This window comes from Streptomyces sp. CC53 (genome assembly GCF_001865245.1).
Classification (GTDB): Bacteria; Actinomycetota; Actinomycetes; order Streptomycetales; family Streptomycetaceae; genus Streptomyces.
The window spans coordinates 38,800-44,758 of the sequence record NZ_MKXB01000112.1 but is presented as its reverse complement, the minus strand read 5'-3'; the positions used below and the strand labels follow the sequence as shown (position 1 = coordinate 44,758).

Sequence of the window (5,959 nt, the reverse complement as noted above, 5' to 3'; positions counted from 1 at the left end):
GTTCCCTTCCGCGGGTCGTGGCCCCAGTTCATCAGCGAGTACCGCCACGCCGTGTCGGTGACGTCGCCGTCGGGGCGCTGGGCGAGGTGCCGGCGGACGTAGCCCACGACCTTGCGCATGTGGGCGAGGTCGTCGTCGGTCAACTCGTCCTTCCGGGTGCGCAGCAGGGCGACGATGCGGCGTCCCGAGGCGTGCCCGGTGCTCTCGCCGCCGCCGTCCGGCTTCTGGCCGACGCCCTTCGCCTCGTCCGTCTCCAGCCACCGGTCGAGTTCGCCCGCGGTGAGGTTCACGGCCTCGTCGAAGTCGGCCAGCGTCTCGTCCCGCTCGGCGCCGCCGTCCCCGCGGGTCACGAGCGCCGTCCCTTCTTCCGCAGCGCCTCCGGCTTGTGGACGGCGGACCGGCCGCTCCTGTCGCTCTCGACCTCGTACTGCGGCTCCTCGGGGGACGCGTCGACGGTGCGGCCGGCGGCCTTCCTGCGGTCGGTGATCTCCCGCTTGGCGGTGCCGCTCACCACGCTGCCGTGGCTCTTCCACGTGACGTCGTCACCGGTGTGCGGCTTCGTGCGCCGGGCCATCGCCCTCACCCCTTCGCTCCCTCGTTCGGTCGGCTCCCTCGCGTGTTCCCCGATATGCCCCTTTCGCTCCTCTCGGGAGAGGGCGGAGACGGGGTGCCGCGGCCACCGCGACCGACGGAGAGCGCCGGAGCGCGCGCCGGGGCGTGAAGGGAGGGCGCTCAGCGGGTCCGACGCGCCGCCCTGCCGCACGGGACCCGAGTCCGGTCCCTCGCGGGTCCGGCTCTACGGGGGTCCGGGGTCGCGGTCCGACGCGGGCCACACGTACGCGAGGTCGGCCGGGACCCCGGGGAACAGCCCGGCGTAGAACGCGGGCTCCTTGCGCAGGAGCGCCGACTGGTGGCTGGTGTGGAACGCGGGGTCACCCAGCCAGGGCGGCAGCTCACCCGCCGCGACCAGCTCCTCCTGCTCCCGCACCGCGGCGTCCGGGTGCAGCGCCCGGAAGCCGGTCAGCAGCGACGCGGCGCAGGTGTCCCCGTGGCCGCCGGCCGTCCACGTGCCGCAGACCTCCAGGCCGTAGCGGACGAGGGCCTCCTCGTACCCGGCCCACATGCGGACCGCCGGGTGCCGCCGCCAGCCGTAGCCGGGCACCGTCAGGCCGCGGAGCACCTGGAGCGCCTCCACCCGCTGCTTGCCGAGCCGGCGCTGGTCGAGCGCCCGGGCGCTCGACGCGAAGGACGGGTACGGCAGGAAGGTCTGCACGCTCCGTGTGTACCGCGCGGCACCGCTCCGCGCATTCCCAGCCCCTCCTCCGGGGGGTGCGTCCCTACAGCCCACCGCCCGGACGCCCCACCACCCGTACGTGCGCCGGCCGCCCCGGTCAGCCTGCCAGCACGTACGCCATCTCCGCCCGGGGGCAGGACCGGCCCGCCCCGGGGAACCGCGCGCCCCGCCACGGATCCGCCGGACCTCCCCGCCCGTCCGCACCCGGCGGGCCGCCGGTGTCCACCGGCCCGGCGCGGACCGCTCGCCGTGCCGGCCGCCCGGACCGCGGCAGCCGGTACGGCCTCTATAGGCTGGCGCCGTGACCAGCGCAGAAGACGGGACGGGACCGGAGCGGCGTGCGGGTGGCGGACGTCCCGGGCCGGCCGGCGGGGGAACCGGCCCGGCGGCGGTCGACCTGCTGGCCTTCGCCGTGCAGCTGCGGCGGACCACCAGGGAGGTGAACCGCCTGGTCCACGGGTTCGCGTCCGCGCAGGGGCTGCACCCCACCGACATCGCGGCGCTCACGGCGGTGCTGGACAGCCCGGAGCCGCTCACGCCGGGCCGGCTGCGCGAGCACCTCGGGCTCACGTCGGGAGCCGTCACCGCCTGTCTGGACCGGCTGGAGAAGGCCGGCCACATCCGCAGGTCGCGGGAGAGCGCCGACCGGCGGGTCGTCCACATCCACTACGTCGACGACGCCCGGACGGCCGCGCGCCGCTACTTCCGGCCGCTGGCGGAGGCCACCGGACGGGCCTTGGAACGCTTCGACGAGGACGAACTCGCCGTCGCGCTGCGGTTCCTCGCGGAACTGAACGAGGAACTGGGCGGACTGACCCCCTGACCCGACGCGGCGGACTGCATCCGTCCGCCCGCCCCCGCCTGAAGGGGCGTCGGCGAGCGCCGCGGCCGGACCGCTGAGGACCGGCCGCGGCGGCCCGCAGGCGTGGCGCACACCGGACGGCACCCCCCTGAGGTACAGACCGGGAAGTGCCCTGTGCCAAGATTTATTTCAATCATTGAGATTGTTTGCCGTTGAGATAGCCGTCGACCCACCCCGTCCCACCGACCCCCCTGGAGCGTCCATGCCCCCCAGTCCGCGCCGGTTCCGGCTCCTGCTCCCCGTCGTCCTCGCACTCGTCTGGCTGGTCATCGGCGGCGCCCTCGGCCCGTACGCGGGGAAACTGGGAGAGGTCGCCACCAACGACCAGGCGGCGTTCCTGCCGCGCAGCGCCGAGTCCACCCGGGTCATCGAGGAGCAGGAGGCGTTCCGGCAGGAGGAGACCCTGCCCGTCCTCGTCCTGTGGACCGCCGAGGACGGCGGTCGCCTGCCCCAGGAGCGGGCGCAGGAAGCCACCCGCGCCCTGAGCGCCCTCCAGGGCGACCCGCAGCTCGCAGGCGCGCCGTCGCCCGCCCTGCCGTCGGAGGACGGGGAGGCGCTGAGGGCCGCCGTGCCGCTGCGCCCCGACCTCGGCGACGCCCTGCCCGAAGCGCTGGACGCGGTGCGCGACGCGGCGTCGGACGTGCCGGGCACGACCGTGTGGCTCGCCGGGCCCGCCGCCACCCAGGCCGACCTGTCGGGCGCGTTCGCCGGGATCGACGGGCTGCTGCTCGCGGTCGCGCTGGTGACAGTGCTGCTCATCCTGCTCGTCGTGTACCGCAGCGTGCTGCTGCCCCTCGTCGTCATCCTCAGCGCCGTCTTCGCCCTGGGGCTGGCGTGCGCGGTCGTCTACGCCCTGGCCGACGGCGGCGTCGTACGGGTCGACGGGCAGGTCCAGGGCATCCTGTCGATCCTCGTCATCGGCGCCGCCACCGACTACGCCCTGCTGCTGACCGCGCGGTACCGGGAGGAGCTCGCCGCGCCCGGCGGGGAGCGCTTCGGCGCGATGCGCGCGGCGCTGCGCGAGTCGTGGGGGCCGATCGTCGCCAGCGCGGCGACCGTCGCCCTGGGCCTGCTCGCCCTGCTGCTGAGCGACCTCACCAACAACCGCGCCCTGGGGCCCGTCGGCGCCATCGGCATCGTGTGCTCCGTGCTCAGCGCGCTGACGTTCCTGCCCGCCGCCCTGGTCCTGCTGGGCCGCGCCGCGTACTGGCCGTCCCGGCCGAAGGCCGGCACCGCGGACGGCTCGGGGTCCGGGCTGTGGCAGCGGGTCGCCTCGCTGGTCGACCGCGCGCCGCGCAAGGTGTGGTCGCTGACGCTGGTCGGCCTGCTGGCGTGCGCCGCCTTCGCCCCCACCCTGGAGTCGAAGGGCGTGCCCCTCGACGAGATCTTCGTGAACGACGCGCCGTCGGTCGCCGCGCAGGAGGCCCTCGGCCGCCACTTCCCGGCCGGCGCCGGCAACCCGGCGGTCATCATCGCGGACGCCGACGCGGCCGACCGGGTCACGGCCGCCGCCCGGTCGGTCGAGGGCGTCGACTCCGCGGTGCCCGTGGACGGCGCGGGGCGCCCCGCCCCGGCCGAGCCCCTCGTGGTGGACGGGCGCGTGCGGATCGACGCCACCCTGAGCGCCGCCGCCGACAGCGACGCGGCCAAGGACGCGGTCGCCCGGCTGCGCACCGCCGTGCACGCCGTGGACGGCGCCGACGCCCTCGTCGGCGGCTACACCGCGCAGCGGTACGACACGCAGGTCACGGCCGAGCGGGACCGCGAGGTGATCGCGCCCGTGGTGCTGCTGACCATCCTGCTGGTGCTCATCGTGCTGCTGCGCTCCCTGCTGCTGCCGGTGCTGCTCGTCGCCACGGTCGCGCTGAACTTCGCCGCCACCCTCGGGGTCGCCGCCCTCGTGTTCGAGCACGTCCTCGGCTTCACGGGGACCGACCCCTCCGTGCCGCTGTACGGCTTCGTGTTCCTCGTGGCCCTCGGGGTGGACTACAACATCTTCCTGATGTCCCGGGTCCGCGAGGAGTCGCTGCGGCTGGGCCTGCGGGAGGGCGTGCGGGTGGGCCTCACCACGACGGGCGGGGTCATCACCTCGGCGGGCGTGGTCCTGGCCGCGACATTCGCCGCGCTCATCGTCATCCCGCTGGCCTTCCTGGTCCAGCTCGCGTTCATCGTCGCCTTCGGCGTCCTCCTCGACACGCTGGTCGTCCGGTCCCTCCTGGTGCCGGGCCTGGTCCGCGACCTGGGGCGGACCGCGTGGTGGCCGGGCAGGCTGAGCCGCCGCCAGGAGGCGCCGGAGCCCGAGGAGGCGACGGCGGTCCGGTAGCGGCCGCGGCCCGGTGCGGCCCGGCCCTGCGGGGGCCGGCCGCCGGCCACGCCCGCCCGCGCCCCCCGGCCGCTGTCCGGCCGGGGGGCGCGGTGCGTGGGGGAGCGGCGGGCGGGTCAGGCGGCCGACGCGGCGACCCGCACGCCCGCGCGCCACACCTCCGACACCAGCGGCACGCCCGGCCGGTACGCCAGGTGCACGTGGGACGGGGCGTCCAGCAGGGCCAGGTCGGCGCGGGCGCCGACGGTGACGCGGCCGACGTCGGTGCGGCGCAGCGCGGCCGCCCCGCCGGCCGTGGCGGACCACACGGCCTCGTCGGGCGTCATGCCCATGTCCCGTACGGCGAGGGCGATGCAGAACGGCACGGAGGACGTGAAGGACGAGCCCGGGTTGCAGTCCGTGGAGAGGGCGACCGTGGCTCCCGCGTCCAGCAGGCGGCGCGCGTCCGGCCACGCGGCGCGGGTGGAGAACTCGGCTCCGGGCAGGAGCGTGGCGACGGTGGAGGAGTTCGCCAGGGCGTCGACGTCGGCGTCCGTGAGGTGGGTGCAGTGGTCGGCGCTGGCCGCGTCGAGCTCCACGGCGAGCTGCACGCCGGGGCCGTACGAGAGCTGGTTGGCGTGGATGCGGGGGTGGAGTCCCCTGGCGCGGCCCGCGGTGAGGACCGCGCGGGCCTGGTCGCCGTCGAAGGCGCCCTTCTCGCAGAACACGTCGATCCAGCGGGCGTGGGGGGCGCAGGCGTCCAGCATCTCCCCCGTCACCAGGGCGACGTAGGCGGCCGGGTCGTCGGCGAGGTCGGGGGAGACGATGTGCGCGCCGAGGTAGGTGGTCTCGTCGGTGTGGCGGGCCGCGATGCGCAGCGCGCGGGCCTCGTCGTGGACCGTCAGGCCGTAGCCGGACTTGGTCTCGAAGGTGGTGGTGCCCTGGCGGAGCGCCTCGCGGAGGTAGCGGGTGAGGTTGGCTTCCAGTTCGGCGTCGGTGGCGGCGCGGGTCGCGGCGACCGTGGTGCGGATGCCGCCCGCCCGGTAGGGCCGGCCGGACATGCGGGCGTGGAACTCGGCGGTGCGGTCGCCCGCGAAGACGAGGTGGGAGTGGGAGTCGACGAAGCCGGGGACGGCGGCCCGTCCGGCGGCGTCGACCCGGTTGTCAGTGGCGGGTGCTTTGCTGGTTTCACCGACCCAGGCGATGCGGTCGCCGTCGATGACGACGGCCGCGTCCTGGATCAGGCCGAGGGGGGATCCGTCACCGAGGGAGGGGTCGTTCGTGACCAGGGCGGCGATGTGGGTGATGAGCGTGGTGGCCGTGGCTTTCGGCGCGACGGTGCTGTTCGTCGCGTCGGGCCCGGCGGTCGCCGGGGGGATGTTCATCGGCTCGTTGCCGCTGTTCATGGCGCGGGGGGTCTCCTTCGGGCGGTTCGGCCGGGCGGGGCGGGGCGGCCGGGCGGTCCCGGGCGCCCCGCCCCGCGGGGCGGGCCGGTTCAGTC

General features: G+C 75.9%; 6 protein-coding genes. 2 read left to right on the top strand and 4 right to left on the bottom strand.

The features are described 5' to 3' along the window. The 3 genes from BJP40_RS11225 to BJP40_RS11215 form a co-directional block, all read right to left on the bottom strand. On the bottom strand, nucleotides 1-350 hold a 350-nt coding region (locus BJP40_RS11225; protein ID WP_071280245.1), incomplete at its 3' end, for a DUF3140 domain-containing protein. Beyond that, entirely contained in the window at nucleotides 347-574 is a 228-nt protein-coding gene (locus tag BJP40_RS11220; protein ID WP_071280244.1) for a DUF2945 domain-containing protein, read from the bottom strand. The genes BJP40_RS11220 and BJP40_RS11225, both read right to left, overlap by 4 nt. A gap of 222 nt (nucleotides 575-796) precedes the next feature. After that, nucleotides 797-1,273, bottom strand: coding sequence for an MSMEG_6728 family protein (locus BJP40_RS11215; protein ID WP_071280243.1), 477 nt, complete (start codon nucleotides 1,271-1,273; stop codon nucleotides 797-799). 322 nt (nucleotides 1,274-1,595) lie between these two features. Here BJP40_RS11215 and BJP40_RS11210 point away from each other — a divergent pair, with 322 nt between their 5' ends. Next, nucleotides 1,596-2,117: a MarR family winged helix-turn-helix transcriptional regulator gene (locus BJP40_RS11210; RefSeq protein ID WP_071280242.1), complete on the top strand. Its 522-nt coding sequence runs from the start codon at nucleotides 1,596-1,598 to the stop codon at nucleotides 2,115-2,117. Between the two features lie 241 nt (nucleotides 2,118-2,358). Continuing rightward, nucleotides 2,359-4,479 (top strand): MMPL family transporter, encoded by a 2,121-nt coding sequence (locus BJP40_RS11205; RefSeq protein WP_071280241.1) that lies wholly within the window; start codon nucleotides 2,359-2,361, stop codon nucleotides 4,477-4,479. Between the two features lie 116 nt (nucleotides 4,480-4,595). Here the strand turns inward: BJP40_RS11205 and hutI are convergent, their stop codons facing one another. After that, on the bottom strand, nucleotides 4,596-5,864 hold the full coding sequence (gene hutI / locus BJP40_RS11200) for an imidazolonepropionase (protein WP_071280240.1): 1,269 nt from the start codon (nucleotides 5,862-5,864) through the stop codon (nucleotides 4,596-4,598). Nucleotides 5,865-5,959: the final 95 nt, after the last annotated feature.

Coding starts and splice junctions, on each gene's coding strand:
- BJP40_RS11205 (WP_071280241.1), top strand. CDS start 2,359: ATGCCCCCCAGTCCGCGCCGGTTCCGGCTCCTGCTCCCCGTCGTCCTC.
- hutI (WP_071280240.1), bottom strand. CDS start 5,864: ATGAACAGCGGCAACGAGCCGATGAACATCCCCCCGGCGACCGCCGGG.
- BJP40_RS11220 (WP_071280244.1), bottom strand. CDS start 574: ATGGCCCGGCGCACGAAGCCGCACACCGGTGACGACGTCACGTGGAAG.